Source organism: Bacillus sp. IS1 (assembly GCF_032461585.1).
Taxonomy (GTDB): Bacteria; Bacillota; Bacilli; order Bacillales; family Bacillaceae; genus Bacillus; species Bacillus velezensis.
Genome location: NZ_JAWCWR010000004.1, coordinates 220,247 through 240,181 on the forward strand (window position 1 = coordinate 220,247; position 19,935 = coordinate 240,181).

The window sequence follows — 19,935 nt, forward strand, 5'->3', positions numbered from 1 at the left end:
TTTGCATTGGTAATAGGGAGAACTCTTATGATATTCTATTTAGGTTGGAATCCTTTTTGTCCAAAAAGAGCAAAAGTAAGGCCGCTAAGAAAGATGAAGGTCAGCGCTACTATTAATAAACCACAATATAAATAAAAAATAGGTGTAGATAATCAGCACACTTTTTTCTCTTTCGAACCGATTATATGGTTAAGGAGTTGTAAGGTGTTCTATCATATCTATTCTACTTCAGTTTGCTTTTCACTTTTTAACGAGTAAAAAGTGAAATGTTCAAAATTTACTATCGTTTGATAAGAAGTGCTGACACATGCTATAAGTGTAAAAGAAGCATGGTCAGTTTTTAATTTTTGGATAAAGGTTTGGCTGTATCCCATCATGAAAGGATTTGGATTTGTTATGACAGATAATTTCTGGCGTGAATTACCACGGCCATTTTTTGTACTTGCACCAATGGAAGATGTGACGGATGTCGTTTTTCGCCATGTTGTGAGTGAAGCAGGCAGACCTGATGTGTTTTTCACAGAGTTTACAAACTCAGAAAGCTATTGTCACCCGGATGGGAAGGATAGTGTGCGCGGCCGTTTGACTTTCACGGAGGATGAACAGCCGATGGTTGCCCACATATGGGGAGATAAGCCTGAAAACTTTCGCCAAATGAGTATTGGGATGGCGGAATTAGGGTTTAAGGGCCTGGATATCAATATGGGCTGTCCTGTACCTAATGTGGCGGGGAATGGAAAGGGAAGCGGCCTGATTTGCCGTCCTGAAGTTGCAGCCGAATTAATACAGGCGGCGAAAGCAGGAGGTCTGCCGGTAAGTGTGAAGACCAGACTTGGCTACACGGATATAGACGAATGGCGCGGCTGGCTGACACACATACTGAAACAAGACATTGCGAATCTTTCCATTCATCTGCGTACAAGAGCGGAAATGAGTAAAGTAGATGCGCATTGGGAGCTCATCCCGGAAATCAAGAAACTTCGTGATGAGATAGCGCCGGATACCCTTTTGACGATCAATGGGGATATTCCTGACCGTGAAACCGGCTTGAAACTCGCTGAACAATACGGTGTTGACGGGATTATGATTGGACGAGGCATTTTTACCAATCCATTCGCCTTTGAAAAGGAGCCGAGAGAGCATAGCAGTAAGGAATTGCTTGATCTTTTGAGATTGCATCTGGATCTTCATGATGAATATTCAAAAGCAGAAGCTCGAGCATATAAACCGCTCCCCCGCTTTTTCAAGATATATCTCCGCGGATTCCGGGGAGCAAGTGAATTAAGAAATCAATGCATGAATACAAAGTCAACAGATGAAGTGCGTGCATTGCTCGATGACTTTGAGAAAAAGTATCTTGATGGGATGGAGCAAGAGTGACATAAACAACTCTTCATCCGGCCCGGATTTCGATTTGAATTCCGGGTCTTTTTGTGTGCAGTTTTTACCCAGACAGATCCATGGCCAGTTTCGTCATGCAGAAATAAACGAATAATGGTACATTGATAGGAGATACATCATAAAGGGGGAGAGAAAAATGAAACGACTGTGCATCATCCCCTGCGGCAAGAAAAAAATTTGGGATGTCCATTCAGATACAGGTCCGGTAAGGGCGGAAGACGCTTATCTCAGCCCGTTTCATCAGGCGTGCGAGCGATATGCGAAAGCATTTTTCGATGAGTGGGTGATTTTGTCGGCGAAGCACGGATTCCTTCGTCCGGATGATATTGTTCCCGGAAATTACGATGTCACTTTTGGAACCGGTCATCCGGAGATCATGGCAGCGGACGAGCTGCGCCGTCAATTTCATGAAAAAGGCTTCTCCGACATCGAGGAGCTTGTCATGCTTGGCGGGAAAAAATACCGAAGCGTCCTAAACGCCGTCATCGGAGAGCATCAGCATATCACCTGGCCTTTGTCATCGTATAAAGGCATTGGCTACATGCTTCAAGCGCTGAATCGGGCTGTTGAAGAAAAGCATGAACTGCAGCGCGTGGATATGAAAAAAAGAGTGTAACCACTCAAACGCCACGATAGACTGTATGCAGAAGAATGAAGCAGTTAAAAGATTTCCGAGGAAATAAATACGTCGATCATTGTCAAAGACAGGGTGATGCCCGGTCTTTTTTGTATGCCATAAAACGAGACAAAGGGAACAGATCGAGACAAAATGAGACACCTGTCTCAAACTGTCTCCATTGTAAACATAAAAACATTCATTTTACGGGCTTCAAAGGCTGGCATGCTTCTTGCATTTATAAGTGTGAACCCTAAATAGAAGGAGGCGCACAAAATGGAATTGTTAAAACGAGAAGGCTTGTCATTAACTGAGGAAAAAGCGCTGTGGATGTACCAAAAGATGCTGGAAATCAGGGGCTTTGAAGACAAAGTGCATGAACTTTTCGCGCAAGGAGTGCTTCCCGGATTCGTCCATTTGTATGCCGGTGAAGAAGCGGTAGCTGCGGGGGTGTGCGCTCATTTAGATGATGGCGACAGCATTACAAGCACACACAGGGGACACGGCCATTGTATCGCCAAAGGCTGTGATCTGGACGGCATGATGGCGGAAATATTCGGAAAAGCGACCGGACTGTGTAAAGGCAAAGGCGGTTCTATGCACATTGCGGATCTTGATAAAGGCATGTTAGGCGCAAATGGAATCGTCGGGGGCGGATTCACGCTCGCATGCGGATCAGCGCTCACGGCTAAATATAAACAAACTAAAAATGTAAGCGTTTGCTTTTTTGGGGACGGAGCCAATAACCAAGGGACTTTCCATGAAGGGCTGAACTTAGCGGCAGTATGGAACCTTCCTGTCGTGTTCATCGCCGAAAACAACGGCTACGGCGAAGCCACGACATTTGAGTACGCGTCAGCCTGTGATTCAATCGCCGATCGGGCGGCTGCCTATAACATGCCGGGAGTCACGGTGGACGGAAAAGATATTTTAGCGGTTTATCAGGCAGCCGGGGAAGCGATAGAAAGAGCAAGAAACGGCGGAGGCCCGTCTTTGATTGAATGTATGACTTACAGAAACTACGGCCATTTCGAAGGGGATGCCCAAACTTATAAAACAAAGGATGAAAAGACTGAGCATCTTGAAGAAAAGGATGCCATTCAAGGCTTTAAAAACTATCTTCTAAAAGAAACAGATGCAAATAAACTGTCAGACATCGAACAGCGTGTCAGCGAATCGATTGAAAAAGCCGTCTCGTTCAGCGAAAAGAGTCCATATCCGAAAGAGTCTGAGCTGTTGACAGACGTCTACGTGTCATATGAAAAAGGGGGAATGTGAGATGGCGAGAGTCATAAGCATGTCGGACGCGATCAATGAAGCAATGAAGCTTGCGATGAGAAAAGACGACAATGTGCTTGTAATCGGTGAAGATGTCGCCGGGGGAGCGGCGGTCGATCATTTGCAGGATGATGAAGCATGGGGCGGTGTATTAGGGGTCACAAAGGGACTCGTACAGGAATTCGGGCGCACAAGAGTGCTGGACACACCGATTTCTGAGGCGGGCTACATGGGTGCGGCTATGGCTGCGGCATCAACCGGGCTGAGACCGATTGCCGAGCTGATGTTTAACGATTTTATCGGAACGTGCTTTGACCAAGTGATCAACCAAGGGGCGAAATTCCGCTATATGTTCGGCGGTAAAGCGCAAGTGCCGATCACCGTCCGCACCACATACGGAGCCGGGTTCCGGGCAGCCGCTCAGCATTCGCAGGCACTGTATGGCCTGTTCACCAGCATCCCGGGTCTGAAGACGGTTGTGCCGTCCAATCCATATGACGCCAAAGGTTTGCTGCTTTCGGCAATAGAAGACGATGATCCGGTATTCTTTTTTGAAGATAAAACGTCCTACAGCATGAAGGGCGAGGTGCCGGAAGATTATTATACAATCCCGCTCGGAAAAGCGGATATCAAACGCGAAGGCAGCGACATCACGCTGTTTGCGGTCGGCAAGCAGGTCAATACCGCGCTTGAAGCGGCTGCGCAGCTTTCTGAGAAAGGCATCGACGCCGAGGTGCTTGATCCCCGGAGTCTGTCTCCTTTAGATGAGGAAGCGATTTTCACATCGTTAGAAAAAACAAACCGGCTGATCATCATTGACGAAGCCAATCCGCGCTGCAGCATCGCCACGGATATTGCTGCGATTGTCGCCGATAAGGGCTTTGATTTGCTTGATGCGCCGATTAAACGGATTACAGCGCCGCATACACCGGTGCCGTTTTCGCCGGTGCTTGAAGATCAATATTTGCCGACACCAGACCAAATTGTCAGCGTCACGCTTGAATTGCTTGGCGAGCCGGCAATGAATTAAAGGAGGGATATAGAATGGCTGTAAAAGTAGTAATGCCGAAGCTGGGAATGGCGATGAAGCAAGGTGAAGTATCCGTCTGGAATAAAAAAGTCGGCGACCCGGTTGAAAAGGGAGAAAGCATCGCCAGCATCAACTCGGAAAAAATAGAAATGGAAATAGAAGCGCCTGAAAGCGGCACGCTTCTTCATATTAAAGTCAAAGAGGGAGAAGGAGTCCCGCCGGGAACGCCCATCTGTTATATCGGGGAAAACGGCGAAGAAGTGCGGGAGAAGGAGGCGCCGGCTCCTGAAAATGCCGGGAAACCGCAATCTGAACCTGAACATATTCCTGCTCCCAAAGCCGGGCAAAAGCGTAAACACCGCGTGAAAATATCTCCCGTTGCCCGAAAAATGGCGGAGAAAGCCGGGTTGAAAGTTGATACGCTGAACGGGACGGGGCCCGGAGGCAGAATCGTAAAAGCTGACGTCATCAAGGCCATGAAGACGGAATCTGAACCGCAGTCTTCGGTTCAGACGGCACAGCCGGAGGGAAAACCGGCTTCAGCGATGAGAAAAGTGATTGCAGACCGAATGCACAAAAGCCTGCAAAACAGCGCCCAGCTGACGCTGACGATGAAAGCGGACATTACGGAGCTTATAAAATGGCAGCAGCAGCTCGCCGACAGCGCGAAAAAGCGGAACGGTGTTAAACTGACGGTCACACATTTCGTATCCCGAGCCGCGGTGCTTGCGCTGAAACAGCATCCTGAGCTGAACAGCTCTTATCAAGAGGAGCGGATCATCACCTATCCATATGTCCACCTCGGGATGGCGGTTTCTCTTGAAAACGGTCTCGTCGTGCCGGTGATCCGGGATGCGGAAAAGCTTTCATTCCTTGAGCTAGCGGATCATATCAGCACATCGGCACGCCGGGCGCGGGAAGGCAATGCTTCCGGAGATGATCTGGGCGGATCGACATTTTCTATTACAAATCTCGGGGGTTACGGAATTGAGCATTTCACCCCGATTCTTAATCCGCCTGAAGCCGGTATTCTCGGAGTGGGCGCAAGCTATGAAACGCCGGCGTTTAAAGGAGATGAGCTTGTCAAAAGCACCATGCTGCCGCTGAGCCTTACCTTTGATCACAGAGTATGTGACGGCGCACCGGCTGCGGACTTCCTGAAAACGGTCAAAGCGCTGCTTGAAGAGCCGGCCGGATTGATTTTATAGAGAGGGTGAAGAGATTGACACTAGCCATTATCGGCGGCGGGCCTGCCGGATATGCAGCTGCCGTGACTGCCGCGCGGAGGGGAGAAGAAGTCGTTCTGATCGACAAAGGGCCGCTCGGAGGCACTTGTCTCAATGAGGGATGCATCCCGACAAAGTCGCTTTTGGAAAGCGCGAATGTGCTCGATAAAATCAGGCATGCAAATACATTCGGCATCGAACTGCCGCAAAACATTACACTCAATTGGGCCCGCATGCAGGGGCGCAAACGGCAAATCGTCAGCCGGCTCGTGCAGGGAATTCAATACTTAATGAAAGCAAATCAGATTAAAGTCATCAGCGGGACAGCTTCATTTCTCACAGAGCAGACATTGCTTGTTGAAGGAGAAGGAGGCGCAAAAGACATTCTGGAAGCGGATCGGATATTGATTGCATCCGGATCTGAACCGGCGGAGCTGCCGTTTGCCCCATTTGACGGCGATTGGGTGATCGACAGCAAAGACGCGCTTTCTTTACAGAAAATCCCTTCTTCTCTGCTTATTGTCGGGGGAGGTGTGATCGGCTGTGAATTTGCCTCTTTATTCAGCCGGTTTAAAACGAAAGTGACGGTGATTGAATCGGCTGACCGGCTGCTCCCGGCAGAAGACGGGGAAATCGCCGCCGTTTTCGAAGACTCTTTAAGAGACAGCGGGGCTGATATTCAGACAAAAGCCGCCCTTCAACGGATTGACAAAGAAAGGAAAACTGCCGTGTGGACAAAAGACGGCAAAGAAATTGAGGCGCAGGCTGATCACGTTTTGGTTGCAATCGGGAGAAAACCGCGTTTGCAAGAGCTGAATCTGGAGCAGGCCGGCATCCGGTATTCTCCGCGCGGCATTGAAGTCAATGACCATATGCAGACCAATGTGCCTCATATATACGCATGCGGCGATGCGGCCGGAGGAATGCAGCTCGCGCATGCCGCCATTCATGAAGGAATCACAGCCGCCGCGCATGCCGCGGGAAAGGACAGCAAAGTCGATATGCGGGCGGTGCCCCGCTGTATTTATACATCGCCGGAAATGGCCGCTGTCGGGCTGACGGAAACACAGGCGAGAGAAACATACGGAGATGTGAAAATCGGAGAATGTTCATTTTCTGCTAACGGAAAAGCGTTAATTAAACATCAGCATGGCGGCAAAATGAAAATCATTGCCGAACCGGAATTCGGAGAAATCGTCGGCGTGTCAATGATCGGGCCGGACGTGACGGAATTGATCGGTCAGGCGGTCATGATGATGAACGGTGAAATGACGGCGGATATGTCGGAGCACTTTATCGCGGCGCATCCGACTCTGTCAGAAACGCTTCAGGAAGCTCTGCTGAATGTCACCGGACTTGCGGTGCATTCCGTATAACCGGAATACCCTTTCTCAGATGAGAAGGGGTATTTTTCGTTGAAAGCGCTTTATTTTTCCCCTACAATATATGAAAAGATGGTCTGAACAGGGGGGAGCGAATACAATGAATGTCATTCGGAATGATTTTAAAACCTGGAAGCGCTTTGTGAAAGAAGGCGTGCTTGATGAATCCCGTATTCAGAAGCGGGTGGCCGCCTCATGGCACCGCTGCAAAAAAGCCGACGTCAATCCTTATCTCGAAAAGGGGCCGAATGTAATGCCGGCAGATCATTTAGAAAGGCAGGCCGAAAAGCATGCGTTATTTTTAGCGGCCTCAACGCCGTATGCAGAAAGAATGAAAACGGCAATGCGGGAAATGGAAATGATGGTTCTCCTGATTGATTCAGACGGCGTTGTCCATTCAGTTGACGGCCACCCGCGCACCATTCATGAAGCGAACCGCATCAATTTCTTAAAAGGCGCCCGCTGGACGGAAACGGCCGTCGGCACGAATGCGATCGGGACGGCTCTTTATACAAATGAGCCGGTCATGATACACGGCTCTGAACATTATTCGCTCGCTTCTCATCAATGGAGCTGTTCCGCCGCGCCGATCCGTTATGAAGACGGACGGCTGGCGGGTGTCATTGATATTTCCTGCCCCGCCGCCCGCGCTCAGCCTTTTATGCTCGGAATTGCCTCCTCCATCGCTTATACGGCGGAACGGGAGCTTGCCCTAAAGATCAAAATGACAGAACTTGACATGATCAGCAAATTCGCCGGGCTTACCCGGTCTCACGATCCGATCGTGCTTTGCAATGAAATGAGCCGGGTTATCGCCGCAAGCCGTCCCGTTCAGCATTTTACCGGACATACGCTGCGCGAGCTTGAGGAACAGGGCTTTCACATCAAGCAGGCGAAGCGGGAGGAGAACGGCTACACGTGCATTTACTTATCCAAACGAGAAGAAAAGCCTTCTTTTTTATTCCATGGTGCGGCAGGCAAAAGCCCGTCATCCCGACATATGCTCCAGCAGCTGGAGCTTGTCGCCCGAACGGACGCAACCGTCTGTCTTACGGGAGAAACCGGGACGGGAAAGGAGGTTGCCGCCCGGGCGATTCATAACAACAGCTCCAGGAAAAACGGCCCGTTTATCGCCGTCAATTGCGGAGCGGTCCCCGAAAAGCTGATTGAGAGCGAACTGTTCGGCTACTCGGAAGGCGCCTTCACCGGGGCCAAACGGAAAGGACATAACGGCGCTTTGCAAAAAGCCGATAAAGGCACGCTTTTCCTCGATGAAATCGGAGAAATATCACACTCCATGCAGGTCGCTCTGTTACGGGTGCTGCAGGAACGGAAAGTCACCCCGGTCGGCGGGACAAAAGAGATTCCCGTCGACATCAGAATCATCACTGCCACCCACACTGATCTGAGACAGCTTGTCGAATGCAAAAAGCTGAGAGAAGATTTATTTTACCGGCTTCACGTCTGTCCGATCCATCTCCCTCCATTAAGAGAACGCACCGAAGACATTCCCGGACTCTTCCTTGAATTTCAGCGAAATCGCGGCTGGCGGGGGGAGCTTCCTGATGACTTTTTAGACCTATTAAAGAGCCGGAAATGGCCGGGGAATATCAGGGAATTGTTTAATGTATTTGAACGTCTTTCCGTCATGTTCCCGGACGGGCGGCTGTCAGGGCGCCCCATCGCAGCCCTGCTTGAAGCGTCAGGTCTTAAAGAGGCGGCCGAGTCTTATGAACAGGAAGAAGCGTCCCCCGCCTCCATCCGGGAGCACATTCAGAAAAACATCATCGTAAACGCGCTTGAATCAGCGAAGGGGAATGTTACGCTGGCCGCCAAAATGGCCGGAATCCCGCGGAGCACGTTTTACAAACGCCTCAAAAAATTCAAACTCACCGCCGGACAATTGTAAGAAACAAGCATACTTCTCTTGGCTGCCGGACACGTTATGTGTGAGGCCCTAAAGGAGGTTTGAAACGTGAATACACAGCGTGCGAAAGACATTTCGGAATCCGCCGCCATGGCGTATGTGACATATGAAGGAGTCCCGATTTATATTCAGCATGTCAACGAAGACAAGGAAACAGCCAGAATTTTTCCGATCGGAAATCCGCAATTTGAGCAGGAAGTGCTGCTTTCTGATTTACAAGAGCATTTTTGAGAATGGGTCTGCTGATGACAGCAGGCCTCTTTCGTACCTGTGGGAACTTTCCCGCTTTTTGAGAAAAATAACTAAAAATGATTAAATGATCTAACTCCTCTAAACCCGGTACAGATCGGACCTTCTCATGATATAAATAAAATGTAAACGTTATCAGAGGAGGGCTTCACATGACAGACAAATCATTCTCAATCGTTATTGCAGGCGGCGGCAGCACATTTACCCCCGGAATTGTATTAATGCTTTTGAATCACCTGGAAGAGTTTCCGATCAGAAAGCTGAAACTTTATGACAATGATAAAGAAAGGCAGGAGCGGATTGCGGGTGCGTGTGAGGTATTCATAAAAGAAAAAGCGCCGGACATTGAATTTCTGGCGACTGATGACCCAGAGACGGCTTTTACGGATGTTGACTTCGTCATGGCGCATATCCGCGTCGGAAAATATGCGATGCGCGCGCTTGATGAACAAATCCCGCTGAAGTACGGCGTGGTCGGCCAGGAAACATGCGGGCCGGGCGGAATCGCATATGGCATGCGCTCTATCGGCGGTGTTCTGGAGATTCTTGATTATATGGAAACGTACTCGCCTGACGCATGGATGCTGAATTACTCCAATCCGGCGGCGATTGTGGCTGAAGCTACACGACGCCTAAGACCGAATTCAAAAATATTGAACATCTGCGACATGCCGGTCGGAATTGAGGATCGCATGGCGAACATCCTCGGATTATCTTCACGAAAAGAAATGAACGTCCGTTACTACGGCTTAAACCACTTTGGCTGGTGGACGTCCATCACAGACCGGCATGGCAATGATTTAATGCCGAAGCTGAAAGAGCATGTCCGTGAATACGGCTACGTTCCGAAGACGGAGGCCGAACAGACTGAAGCAAGCTGGAATGACACATTCAAAAAAGCGCGCGACGTACAGGCGGCTGATCCGGATACGCTCCCGAACACATATCTGCAATATTACTTATTCCCGGATGATATGGTGAAAAAATCAAACCCGAACCATACGAGAGCCAATGAAGTTATGGAAGGGCGCGAAGCTTTCATTTTCAGCCAATGCGATATGATTACGCGCGAACAATCATCGGAGAACAGTGAAATTAAAATTGATGATCATGCTTCCTATATCGTCGACCTTGCCCGGGCCATCGCTTACAACACCGGGGAGAGAATGCTGTTAATCGTTGAAAATAACGGCGCGATCGCAAACTTTGATCCATCAGCCATGGTTGAGATTCCTTGTCTCGTAGGCTCAAACGGACCGGAACCCCTCTCAGTCGGGAATATACCGCAATTTCAAAAAGGCCTGATGGAACAGCAGGTGTCTGTCGAAAAACTGACGGCTGAAGCGTGGGAAGAGCGGTCATTTCAAAAGCTGTGGCAGGCGCTGATCCTGTCAAAAACAGTGCCGAATGCCCGTGTGGCAAGACTGATTCTTGAAGATCTGATGGAGGCTAATAAGGACTACTGGCCTGAGCTTGATGTGAGTCCGTCTCCTATTTCCTGATGACAATCTTCCCCGTTTTCTTTATCTGTTATTCTATATAATAGAAAGAAAACGGGGGGATTTTTGGGATGAGTCTTGAAGAACTGGTTAATCAGCATTACGCGAAATTAAATGACAACGATTTTTATATTTTAAAATATATATTGAATCATAAACATACGTGCTACCATCTCGGTATCAATGACATGGCGAAAGCCTGCAATGTCTCTCGGTCTTCCGTCCTGCGGCTCGCCCAAAAACTGGGCTTCAGCGGCTACAGTGAATTCCGGGTTTTTCTGAAATGGGAGGATCAGCCTGAAGAGGGCGAGAATATGACATTTGAAAAGCTGCTGGATGATATTGAAGCCAATGTAAAATATGTGAAGTCAAAAGATATGACGGAGATGTGCCGGCTGATAGATGAAGCAAAACGGATTTTCGTTTACGGATCGGGCACGGCTCAGAGGGTGTGCGCCCGTGAGCTGCAGCGGATGTTTGTATCCCGGCGGAAGTATCTGATTTTAATTCAGGACATCACAGAGTTTGATATCATGTGTGATGATTTTAAGGTTGATGACGTATTCATCATTATTTCTTTATCAGGCGAAACACCCGAATTAATTCCGCAGGTAAGGACCCTGTCCGCAAAGGGAGTTCCGTTTATTTCAATCACCAATCTGAAAAACAACGTACTGGCGCAAATGACGCCGTATAATCTTTATGCGACCAGCAAGCCGGTGATGTTAAGCGATAAAACGGAAATTGTCGCATTTGCCCCGTTTTTTCTGGTGGGCGAATCGTTATTCCGTGCATATGTTGATTATAAAGAGCTTGAAAATTTTGATAAATAGCGGGAGGTCACGTGAAATGATGCAAAAAGTCCAGCGCTTCGGCAGCGCGATGTTTGTGCCTGTTTTGTTATTTGCATTTTCCGGTATTATTGTCGGTCTGAGTACGCTGTTTAAAAATAAAACGCTGATGGGGCCGCTGGCTGATCCTGACGGGCTTTGGTATCAATGCTGGTATGTCATTGAACAAGGCGGCTGGACCGTCTTTAATCAAATGCCGCTCCTGTTTGCGATCGGCATCCCTGTCGCCTTAGCGAAAAAAGCGCAGGCGCGGGCTTGTTTGGAAGCGCTTACAGTTTATCTGACATTCAATTACTTTATCAATGCGATTCTGACGGTTTGGGGCGGGGCTTTTCACGTCGATATGAATCAGGAAGCCGGCGGAACGAGCGGGCTGACGATGATCGCCGGAATCAAAACGCTTGATACGAATATTATCGGCGCCATCTTTATTTCATCTATTGTCGTGTATTTGCACAATCGTTATTTTGATAAAAAACTGCCGGATTTCCTGGGTATTTTTCAAGGATCTTCATACATCGTTATCATTTCTTTCTTCATTATGATACCGATTTCACTTGCGGTGGCATACGTATGGCCGATGGTTCAGTCCGGAATCGGCTCGCTGCAAAGTTTTCTCGTTTCTTCCGGGGCGATCGGCGTGTGGATTTACACATTCCTGGAGCGGATTTTAATTCCGACCGGCCTGCATCATTTTATTTACTCGCCGTTTGTTTACGGTCCGGCTGTGGCTGAAGGCGGTATCGTCACCTATTGGGCGCAGCATCTCGGGGAATACTCTCAAAGCGTCAAACCGCTGAAAGAATTGTTCCCGCAGGGGGGCTTCGCGCTTCACGGAAACTCGAAAATCTTCGGCATTCCGGGAATCGCGCTCGCTTTTTACGCCACGGCTTCAAAGGAAAAGAAAAAAATCGTCGCCGGCCTATTGATCCCGGTCACCTTGACGTCCATTGTCGCGGGAATTACAGAGCCGATTGAATTTACATTCCTTTTTATCTCGCCGTTTTTATTTGCGGTTCATGCTTTGCTTGCCGCTTCCATGGCAACCGTCATGTATATGGCCGGCGTCGTCGGAAATATGGGAGGCGGTTTGATCGAAGCTGCGACCTTGAACTGGATCCCGCTGGCGTCAAGCCATGGCTTGACGTATGTATACCAGATCATTATCGGGTTGTGTTTTACCGCTGTTTACTTTTTCGTCTTCCGTTTCCTCATTCTCAAATTCAACATCGCCACACCGGGCAGAGAAAAAGAGGAAGGGCAGGAAACAAAGCTCTATTCGAAAAAGGAGTACAGAGAACGGAAGCAGGCTTCAAAAGAAACAGCGGCGGCAGACGAAACACAGCGGGATACAGCCGCTTTGTATATTGAAGCGCTGGGCGGAAAGGACAATATTACGGAGGTCACCAATTGCGCCACCCGTCTCCGCGTCACTGTCGCTGATGAATCAAAGGTCAAAAGTGACGCCGATTTCAGAGAGCTGGGAGCCCACGGGGTCGTCAGAAAAGGCAGGGCGCTTCAGGTCATTGTCGGATTAGGCGTTCCGCAAATGCGGGAGCGTGTCGAGAAAATATTGAACGGTTAAAATACTGCAGCAGCAGACTATGTGCAGAGCGCTTGTTAATCCGGCGCTCTTTTTATGTTTTGAAGAAATGTATGAATTTGTCATACCTTTGCCACCTGTACATGCAGGAGTGAAAACGAAAGACTTCTGTGGTGTTCGGTGTTTTAAACAGCAATTCAAAAATAGGAGGTAAGGCAATGACAAACTATACGACTTTCTTAGGACTTTACAAACCCGATAAAACGGAGGGGATTGAGGTTGAAAGCATTGCTCAAAATTTTGAAGCGATTGACAGCAAAATCGGTGCAGCCCTTAGTGATGGCACGTCAACTTATGAAAATTTAAACGAAAGACTTAAAATGTATGAAAACAGGTTTGAACATGTTACAGAGCGGAACGTTATGGACTTTGGAGCTAAAGGTGACGGCGTAACAGATGATACGCAGGCATTTCATGATGCCATGGCCGACGGAGGTTATGTCGTAACAGTTCCCGCGGGTGTATTCAGAACATCGGGATTGTTCGTTCCGTCAAATACAATGCTTGTCGGAGCAGGCAAGAAAAGAACGGTCATTAAATTATTAGACGAAACACCGGTCGGCCATTCTGTTCTGACCAACAGTGATTATACGAACGGTAATGAAAATATTTACGTCGGCCATCTCACTTTGGATTGGAACAAGGATACGCGTCCTGCCGGCTGGAAGATTCCGAAAGGTCCCACTTCAAGCTGTTTGCTTTTTGCGAATGTTGACTATTCTTTTGTTGAGCATGTGTTTGCGAAGAACGCCGGCCTGCACGGCTTTGATTCCACGAGCCCGAACTATAACAGACATGGAGAAAAAGATGATCCAACTTATTATCAGCCCAACGGCTGTAACTTTGTAACGTTTTCACATTGTGAAGCAACAGGGTCCGGGGATGATAACTTTACTTGTCATTTTGGATTCCACACTACTTTCAGCCACTGTGTTTCCTATCACCCGATGGGAAATGGGAATGGCACGTCAAATTCAAATTGCTTTGAGATTGATGACGGTTCTCAAGATGTATTTGTAGATAGCTGTGTTGCAATTGGCGGTGCACGCGGTTTTGAAATTAAGGCGCATGACTATGCACCGGCGGCTAAACGAGTTCAACTGGCTAATTGCCGTGCTTACGAAAATGCGATCGGTTTTTGCATTAGACATATTGGCCATCATTTATCGGCTGAGCCGACATCAAAAACTGCCCATGATGTTCAATTAGTAAATTGTCAGGCAACAAATCCTAAACAAAATTCTATATATAAAGGCGTCGGAGCGAGTGCGTTGGTTGTTTCGGGCTATGATTCAGTTAATATAGTGAATTTCCAAGCTATTTGTGAAGATCGTTCATACGATTACAGCAATGACACGATCATTATGATTTATTACAAAGGGCGGTATGTCAATCTGAAGAATATCACGATCCGCGGGTTCCGCTCCGCTGCTCATGATCTGTATGTTCTTGGCGGAGAAAATGCGGTAGGAAAGTGCATGATTGACGGCGTTTTTCTAGTTGATGGCGGCACGACGGGACTTACTTTTGGCGGAGGCGTTGATAATTGTACAGTGAGCAATGTATACGGGCATAGATTGGGAGCCAGCAGCGGAACGGTCGGACTCTATTCTTCGGGTCCGGATCTGAATATATCGAATATTGATTTTCAAGGATATGAAACAACATTTCATGTAGGCGGTAAAAAAACACCGTATGAGTTGTTTAAACATAAAGGATCTTCTGTTATGGCATCTAAAGATTCCCATGTTACAGGAACTAATGGCTTTGTCATCGGTACTGTCCGGGGACAGGCTGCAGGAGGTTCTCAATCTGGAGTAATCGGTTCATATAATACGATTAACCCAAATGCGAACTCAACTGTATGGGGCTGGGGTTCCGGCAGCACTCCGTCATCAGCCAACAGAAAGATTGAGCTTCACGCAAAAGAAGGAACAATTAAGGCTGCGGGAGGCGTAACAGGTTCCTCGACATTCTCTGACTACGCCGAGTATTTTGAAAGCCTGAGAGGGGAAAAGATTCCGACGGGAACACTTGTCACACTTGAAGGTGATAAGATCAGACCGGCTGAAAAAGGTGACCTCATGCTTGGGGTCATTTCCGAGACCGCCGGAGTGATTCTTGGTGAGTCGAGTTTTCACTGGTCGGGACGATACGTAAAGAATGAATTTGGCGGCTATGTTTATGAAGAACAGAAAGATGCGAACGGCCATACGGTCATGGCGCCAAAGGAAAATCCGGACTTTCGGCCTGAAGAAGACTACGCTTCAAGAGAAGAGAGAGACGAGTGGAACATTGTCGGACTCATCGGCCAGGTATATGTCAGATGCGATGAGACTGTGAAAGCGGGAGATTTTATTCACGCTCATAACGGGATTGCAACAAAATCTGATGCTCCAAAACAGCGTTGGCAGGTCATGAAAGTGATCAATGAGTTTGATGCTGATAAAGGATTCGGGGTCGCTCTCGTTTTCATTCGTTAAATGTGACAAAGCATAAATGACCATCCTGACTAGCGGACGCCTTTTTAAAGGCTCCGCTAATTCATTTTAAAATCAAGGCTCCGGTTCAGGAGCTGGTAAAAAGAAAAGGTAAGACAGCCTCCATATATCTGCACCCCTCATCCCTTCATTTTTATCTTCAATCATTTTACACAAAGTACATAATAAAAGTGCGGTTTCAAGGGTTAATCCTTTATTCATTTAAGACAAACAAATAAAATAAATATACATACATATTGAACAAAGGATTTGGAGGCTTACACATGTCAAAGGCTTTATCATATGTAAAACCGTATTCTCTTTTGGCGGGAATCGCTCTGTTTTTCATGCTCATCGAGCTTGCGGTAGAGCTGATACAGCCCCTGCTGATCGGGAAAATCATTGACGAAGGAATTTTAAAGCAGGATCTCGGTACGGTTTGGCTGTGGGGCGGCGTGATGATCGGACTGACCGCTGTTTCATTCGCATCGGGCATTTTAAATTCATTCTACTCCGCCCACATCAGCCAGAGCTATGCGTATGATACGCGAAAAGGGATTTTTCAAAAAATTCAATCCTTCTCTTATTCGACGTTTGCGCAATTCTCATCCACATCGTTTATCACCCGGCTGACAAACGATGTGACACAGGTCCAAAATATGCTTTTCATGAGTCTCCGGTTTATGCTTCGTGCGCCGTTAATGATCGCGGGCGGCATTATTCTCTCGCTGACCGTCAATGCGAAACTCGGGTTTTTTCTGCTGATCACGGTGCCGATTTTGCTTTTGTTTTTGCTGTGGGTGCTGAAAAGAGGCGGCGCGCTGTTTCGGTCTGTGCAAAAGCGGCTTGATCAGGTCAACACGATCATGCAGGAAAACCTGACGGCGATCAAACTGATTAAAGCGCTCCTCCGTGCAAACCACGAAGTGAAACGTTTTTTGAAATCGAATACGAAGCTGATGGAAAAAACGGTCTCCGCTTTTCGTCTCGTGGAAGCGGCGATGCCGATTTTAATGCTGCTGATGAACATTTGCATTTTGTTTATCTTATGGTTCGGCGCCAAAAGCATTGCTCAGGGCGAAGCGCAGGTCGGCGATGTCGTTTCCGTCATTAACTATGCGACGCGGATTACAGGCGCGCTGTCCGTCCTTCCTTTTCTCATCATGGTATTTTCCCGGGCGAAGGCTTCCGGGGAAAGAATCGGCGAGGTGCTGGAAACAGAAGGCGGCGAGGGAACGGGGCAGGACCCGGCACGGGCGCTTGCAGGCGCGATTGAGTTTCGCGAAGTGTCCTTCCGCTATCCGGGCATGGAAAAAGACGCGCTGCATCACGTGTCCTTTTCTGCCAGCCCGAAAGAAACGGTTGCCATTATGGGCGCGACAGGCTCAGGAAAATCAACGCTTTTTCAGCTGATTCCGCGTCTGTACACGGCTGATTCGGGCAGTATTTTCATAGACGGCAAACCGATCGGTGAATTCTCCGCTTGCGGGCTGCGCAGGGAAATCGGCTATGTTCCGCAGGAAGTGCTTCTGTTTTCGGGCACAATCCGTGAAAATATCGCCTGGGGGCGGGAGGATGCTTCACTAGATGAAGTAATGGAAGCGGCCAAAGACGCGCAAATCCATGACACGATTATGAAGCAGTCAAACGGATACGACACGGTGCTGGGACAGCGGGGCGTCAATTTGTCAGGCGGGCAGAAGCAGCGGATTTCCATCGCGCGCGCTTTTATCAGAAAGCCGTCCCTCCTGCTGTTAGATGACAGTACGAGCGCGCTCGATCTTCAGACGGAAGCAAAGCTTTTACAAGCGATCAGATCCTATGAATGCACGACACTGATTATTACGCAGAAAATAACGACTGCGATGAAGGCTGACACCATCTTATTGCTTGAAGACGGCGAACTGCTGGCCAAAGGCACGCACAAAGAGCTGATGGCACAGTCTCATCTGTACCGGCAGATTTATGAATCACAATTCGGAAAGGAGGGAGCTGACAATGCAAAAAGACATTCGTAAACCTTTCCGATATCCGAAAATACCGCTCAAATCAAATGAAGGCGGCAGAAAACGCGCGAAAGCAAAAGATACAAAAGGCACGCTGCGCAGAATCTGGTCTTATGTAGCCGAGAAAAAAGGGCTTTTAACCCTTGTGATCATCATGGTAGTCATAAGCGCCATATTCGGCCTGCTCGGACCGTTCGTCATCGGGAAAGCGATTGATCATTTTATCGTCGGACAGACGACAGACGGATTGGCGGGGGTGCTGTTCATGCTGTTTGTGATTTACCTCGTGCAATCATTGTCCTTATGGTTTCAAAACTATTGGATGATCAATATCTCGCAAAGCACCGTGTTTAAAATGCGGAGCGAGCTGTTTACCCATCTGCATGAGCTGCCGATTCCGTTTTTTGATAAACAGCGGCTCGGGGACTTAATGAGCCGGGTCACCAATGATATCGAAAATGTCAGCTCCACTTTAAATACATCCGTCATTCAAGTACTGTCGAGCGTCATTACATTCGTCGGCACAATCGCCGTCATGCTGTACATGAGTCCGCTTTTAACATTGATCACGCTTTTGATTATTCCGATCATGCTTTTGAGCATTAAATGGATCACCAACCGGACGGGACTGCTGTTTAAACAGCAGCAGAAAAACCTCGGCGAGCTGAACGGTTTTATTGAAGAGTCGATATCAGGGGCGAAGGTCATTAAAGCCTATTCGAGGGAAGACCGCGTCATGGAACAATTTTTAGAAAAAAACGCGGCGTTACAATCATCGGGTTTTTGGGCGCAGACAATTTCGGGATTCATTCCGAAAGTCATGAACTCTTTAAACAATTTAAGCTTTACGATTATAGCGGCGGTCGGCGGGCTGTTTGCGCTGAAGGGATGGATCTCGATCGGTGCCATCGTCGTATTCGCCGAATACTCGCGGCAGTTCACGCGCCCTTTAAATGATTTAGCCAATCAGTTCAATACGATGTTATCGGCCATCGCCGGGGCTGAACGGGTGTTTGACGTGCTGGATGAAAAAGAGGAGCGGGAAGATGAAGAGCATGCGCTGTACCAGCCGATCAAAACGGGAGAAATTGAATTCCGAGATGTCTCCTTCGGCTATCAGGAAGACAGCTTGATCTTAAAACACCTGTCCTTCAGCGTTCCGAAAGGACAGTCAATCGCCTTCGTCGGACCGACCGGAGCTGGTAAAACAACCGTTACGAGCCTGATCGCCCGTTTTTACGAGCCGAATAACGGAAAAATCCTCATTGACGGAACGGACATCAAAAAACTGACGAGATCCAGTCTGAGAAAAAACATGGGGTTTGTCCTGCAGGATTCCTTTCTCTTTCAGGGCACCATCAGGGAAAATATCCGTTACGGCCGTCTGGACGCATCTGATCAAGAGGTGAAGGCAGCCGCAAAAGCCGCCAATGCCCACGGATTCATCGAACGGCTCCCGAAAGGCTACGATACCGTCCTTACCCAAAACGGCGCGGGCATCAGCCAAGGACAAAAACAGCTTATTTCCATCGCGAGAGCTGTGCTGGCGGACCCGGTGCTGCTCATTTTGGATGAAGCGACGAGCAACATTGATACGGTGACGGAAGTGAAAATACAAGAAGCGCTCGGCCGTTTAATGGCGGGCAGAACAAGCGTCATCATCGCTCACAGGCTGAACACGATTCAAAAAGCCGATCAGATTCTTGTGCTGAAAGACGGCGAAATGGCTGAAAAAGGGACCCATGCCGAACTTCTCAGCCAGAACGGGTTTTACCGGGAATTATATGAAAGCCAGTTCCGGGAATCATAGATAGGGAAAAAGACCTCCGACAGAGTGCGGAGGTCTTTTTTTCGCGAAGGCAAATAGTACTTTTAAGTTATTTTCGTTAAATGTAACAAAATTACTTGACGTAAATAAGTTATGTATATATACTAGCTTACATAAAGTAAGTGATAATAATTTTCAAGGAGGATTTTATGAATAAATCATTCGAAACAGGAACACTGCTTTTAAGGGTTGTAACAGGTATTATCTTTTTTGTTCACGGTTTATCCAAGTTTCAAGGGTTGGAAGGAACTACGCAATTTTTCCAGAGCATCGGGATTCCGGCCTTTATGGTCTATGTCATCGCGACGATTGAGCTTGTCGGCGGGGTTCTGATCTTTTTCGGTTTGGCAACGCGCATTATCGGCGTTCTGTTTGCCGTCACATTAGTGGGCGCCATCTTCACGGCGAAGCTTTCCTCACCATTTATGGGCGGATCGGAATTTGATTTCATCTTACTGGTTGCGTCAATTCACTTAGCGCTTTCAGGAAGCCGTCTGCTTTCATTGGATCAGCTCCTTTTCAAATCAAAAAAGGGAGAAACTTTTTCAGCATAAGAAAG

The 19,935-nt window shown here is 48.1% G+C and carries 15 protein-coding genes; all 15 read left to right on the forward strand.

The features are described from left to right. Positions 1–396: 396 nt before the first annotated feature. The 15 genes from RUW00_RS16395 (at position 397) to catD (ending at position 19,930) form a co-directional block, all read left to right on the forward strand. Positions 397–1,380 carry a tRNA dihydrouridine synthase gene (locus RUW00_RS16395; RefSeq protein WP_115941307.1) on the forward strand — a complete coding sequence of 328 codons (984 nt, stop codon included), beginning with the start codon at positions 397–399 and terminating at the stop codon, positions 1,378–1,380. 157 nt (positions 1,381–1,537) lie between these two features. After that, the gene (locus tag RUW00_RS16400; RefSeq protein ID WP_267543776.1) at positions 1,538–2,017 is read left to right on the forward strand and encodes a DUF6884 domain-containing protein; all 480 of its coding nucleotides are present in this window, start codon (positions 1,538–1,540) and stop codon (positions 2,015–2,017) included. A gap of 276 nt (positions 2,018–2,293) precedes the next feature. After that, entirely contained in the window at positions 2,294–3,295 is a 1,002-nt protein-coding gene (gene acoA / locus RUW00_RS16405; RefSeq protein WP_003155540.1) for an acetoin:2,6-dichlorophenolindophenol oxidoreductase subunit alpha, read from the forward strand. Position 3,296: 1 nt separating this feature from the next. Further along, the gene (gene acoB, locus RUW00_RS16410) at positions 3,297–4,325 is read left to right on the forward strand and encodes an acetoin:2,6-dichlorophenolindophenol oxidoreductase subunit beta (RefSeq protein WP_315956675.1); all 1,029 of its coding nucleotides are present in this window, start codon (positions 3,297–3,299) and stop codon (positions 4,323–4,325) included. 14 nt (positions 4,326–4,339) lie between these two features. Then, positions 4,340–5,533 (forward strand): dihydrolipoamide acetyltransferase family protein, encoded by a 1,194-nt coding sequence (locus RUW00_RS16415; RefSeq protein ID WP_315956676.1) that lies wholly within the window; start codon positions 4,340–4,342, stop codon positions 5,531–5,533. Between the two features lie 14 nt (positions 5,534–5,547). Beyond that, positions 5,548–6,927, forward strand: a complete 1,380-nt coding sequence (gene lpdA / locus RUW00_RS16420) for a dihydrolipoyl dehydrogenase (RefSeq protein ID WP_315956677.1) — start codon at positions 5,548–5,550, stop codon at positions 6,925–6,927. A 106-nt stretch (positions 6,928–7,033) separates the two neighbouring features. After that, positions 7,034–8,842 (forward strand): sigma-54-dependent Fis family transcriptional regulator, encoded by a 1,809-nt coding sequence (locus RUW00_RS16425; protein WP_061861980.1) that lies wholly within the window; start codon positions 7,034–7,036, stop codon positions 8,840–8,842. A 66-nt stretch (positions 8,843–8,908) separates the two neighbouring features. Next, complete coding sequence (locus RUW00_RS16430) at positions 8,909–9,091, forward strand: H-type small acid-soluble spore protein (protein ID WP_003155535.1); 183 nt, start codon at positions 8,909–8,911, stop codon at positions 9,089–9,091. A 170-nt stretch (positions 9,092–9,261) separates the two neighbouring features. Further along, positions 9,262–10,611, forward strand: coding sequence for a maltose-6'-phosphate glucosidase (glvA, locus tag RUW00_RS16435; RefSeq protein WP_007610111.1), 1,350 nt, complete (start codon positions 9,262–9,264; stop codon positions 10,609–10,611). Positions 10,612–10,679: 68 nt separating this feature from the next. Next, positions 10,680–11,441, forward strand: a complete 762-nt coding sequence (locus tag RUW00_RS16440; protein WP_045206999.1) for a MurR/RpiR family transcriptional regulator — start codon at positions 10,680–10,682, stop codon at positions 11,439–11,441. 16 nt (positions 11,442–11,457) lie between these two features. Beyond that, positions 11,458–13,044 (forward strand): alpha-glucoside-specific PTS transporter subunit IIBC, encoded by a 1,587-nt coding sequence (locus tag RUW00_RS16445; protein WP_108654886.1) that lies wholly within the window; start codon positions 11,458–11,460, stop codon positions 13,042–13,044. A gap of 176 nt (positions 13,045–13,220) precedes the next feature. Next, on the forward strand, positions 13,221–15,545 hold the full coding sequence (locus RUW00_RS16450) for a peptidase G2 autoproteolytic cleavage domain-containing protein (protein WP_280144949.1): 2,325 nt from the start codon (positions 13,221–13,223) through the stop codon (positions 15,543–15,545). Positions 15,546–15,826: 281 nt separating this feature from the next. Then, a complete protein-coding gene (locus RUW00_RS16455; RefSeq protein WP_280144950.1) occupies positions 15,827–17,560 on the forward strand; it encodes an ABC transporter ATP-binding protein in 1,734 nt (577 codons plus the stop codon). Further along, positions 17,541–19,358, forward strand: coding sequence for an ABC transporter ATP-binding protein (locus RUW00_RS16460; RefSeq protein WP_280144951.1), 1,818 nt, complete (start codon positions 17,541–17,543; stop codon positions 19,356–19,358). Before RUW00_RS16455 ends, RUW00_RS16460 begins: the two co-directional genes overlap by 20 nt. A gap of 167 nt (positions 19,359–19,525) precedes the next feature. Then, entirely contained in the window at positions 19,526–19,930 is a 405-nt protein-coding gene (gene catD, locus RUW00_RS16465; protein WP_007408534.1) for a DoxX family oxidoreductase CatD, read from the forward strand. Positions 19,931–19,935 lie beyond the last annotated feature (5 nt).